This is a genomic window from Longimicrobium sp. (genome assembly GCF_036554565.1).
Taxonomy (GTDB): Bacteria; Gemmatimonadota; Gemmatimonadetes; order Longimicrobiales; family Longimicrobiaceae; genus Longimicrobium.
In genome coordinates, this window is sequence record NZ_DATBNB010000619.1 from 1 (window position 1) to 1,995 (window position 1,995).

Consider the following 1,995-nt stretch of genomic DNA (forward strand, 5'->3'; position numbering starts at 1 on the left):
ATCTTCAAGGTCCCGGCCGAGCCGGGGCTCACGCAGGTGGTGCTGGGGCACTCCGCCCTGGCCGAGGCCATCCGCCCCACCACCGTCAAGAACCTGTTCCTGCTCACCGCGGGAACGCTGCCGCCCAACCCGGCCGAGCTGCTGGGGAGCGACCGCATGCAGGAGGTGATCGCCGAGCTGCAGGGCGCCTTCGACATGGTGGTGTTCGACACCCCGCCCGTGCTGGCGGCCTCGGACGGCGTGGTGCTGGCGGCCGGCGTCGACGGCGTGGTGCTGGTGGTCCGGGCGGCGAGCACCGCCCGCGGGGCGGCGCAGCACGCGCTGCGGCAGCTGGGCGCCGTGGGCGCCCGGGTGCTGGGCGTGGTGCTGAACGACCCCGAGGGCCGCATGCCCACCTACGGCGGCTACGGCGACTACAACTACTACTACGCGGCCTACGCCGCGGTGGGCGAGCCCACCCCCAACGGCAAGCGGCGCGAGCACGCCTCCGTCTGATCGCGGCCGCCCCCCGCCCGCCCCGTGCGGACGGGGGGCGCCGCACCCTCGCAGCGATCGCCCGGCCAAGCCCGGAAGGAAATCCATGCCGAACCTGTACCGCGCCCTGGTGGACATTCCCCACCGGCTGCAGCGGCTGACCGCCGGCGCGTACCGCCCGGAGATCGACGGGCTGCGCTTCTTCGCCATCGCCATCGTGCTGCTGGGCCACCTGGCCTCGCGCGTGGAGAAGTTCCTGGCCCGGTCGTCGCCCCCGTCGCGGGCAGAGGCCGGGATCTTCTCGTTCCTGACGCACCCGGGCGCCGGGGTGCTGCTCTTCTTCGGCATCAGCGGCTTCATCCTGGCGGTGCAGTTCCTTCGGCAGGACCGGGCTCCGCTCAGCCGGCCCTTCCTGTCGCGCTACTTCCGCCGGCGCATCCTGCGCATCGAGCCGCCGTACCTGCTGCTCCTGCTGGTCACCTACGGCCTCATCCGGGTGACGGGCTTCCAGCCGCCGGAAACGGCCCGCTTCGCCGGCCCCCCGGCCTCGCTGGCCGACAGCCTGCTCGCCAGCCTGGGGTACGTGCACGTGCTGCTGTACGAGAACACCCCCCGGCTCTTCGGGCCCGGGTGGTCGCTGGAGGTAGAGGTGCAGTTCTACCTCTTTGCCCCCCTCTGCTTCTTCGCCTACTTCCGCACCCGCGACGCGGCCCGCCGGGCCATGGTCGGCGCCGTGGCGCTGGCGGCCAGCATCGCCGTGGCGCTCCTGGCGCCGGCCGACGCCGGCCCCGTGCACCTGGGGCGCTCGCTGCTGGTGTTCTTTCCCTACTTCTGGGTGGGGATCCTGATGGCCGACTTCCAGGATCCCATCCGCGCCTTCGCCGCCAGCCGCCGGCACTGGTCGTGGCTGGGGTGGGCGGGGCTGGTGGGGCTGTGCATCGTGGGGCCGCTGCAGGACATGCCCGAGTGGCGCGGGCTGATGATGGCCGTGCGGCTGGCCTCGGTGGTGGCCATCTTCGCGGCGGTGTTCTCGGCCGAGCACACCGCGTTCCGCCGCGTCTGCTCGCTTCCCTGGATCAGCCTGATCGGCGGCGCCTGCTACTCGCTCTACCTCACGCACCTGCAGGTGATGCAGGTGATGAGCGCGGTGATGTTCCGCGTCTTCCAGCCCGATTCGTGGCTGGTGGCCCTGGGCGCCGCGCTGCTGGTGCAGATCCCGGCGGTGCTGGTGGTGGGACTAGGGTTCTACGCCCTGGTCGAGCGCACCTTCATGATCCCCAACTGGCCCAGCGTGGCGATGGCGGGGGTGCGGCGCCGCTTCGGCCTGCCCGCGCGGGCGCCGCTGGCGGCCGCCACCGTGGTCCACGGCGCGGCGGCGGCAGACGGGCGGAGATGAGGCGGGGTGGCCCCTGGCCGGCGCGCGGCACTCTTCGCCTTGTTCGCACCGGCCGCGAACGTTAACTTTTGGGGGACTGGGAGCGCGCCCGCGCGGCGCGCCGCCACCCACCGGGGCCCGACGAC

Annotated in this window: 2 protein-coding genes; both read left to right on the plus strand. The window is 73.1% G+C overall.

Going from position 1 to position 1,995, the window contains the following annotated elements; all coding sequences use genetic code 11:
- Positions 1–495, plus strand: a 495-nt coding sequence (locus VIB55_RS17200) for a CpsD/CapB family tyrosine-protein kinase (RefSeq protein ID WP_331877900.1), incomplete at its 5' end; no start/stop codon positions are given.
- Between the two features lie 85 nt (positions 496–580).
- Positions 581–1,870, plus strand: a complete 1,290-nt coding sequence (locus VIB55_RS17205; protein WP_331877901.1) for an acyltransferase — start codon at positions 581–583, stop codon at positions 1,868–1,870.
- Positions 1,871–1,995: the final 125 nt, after the last annotated feature.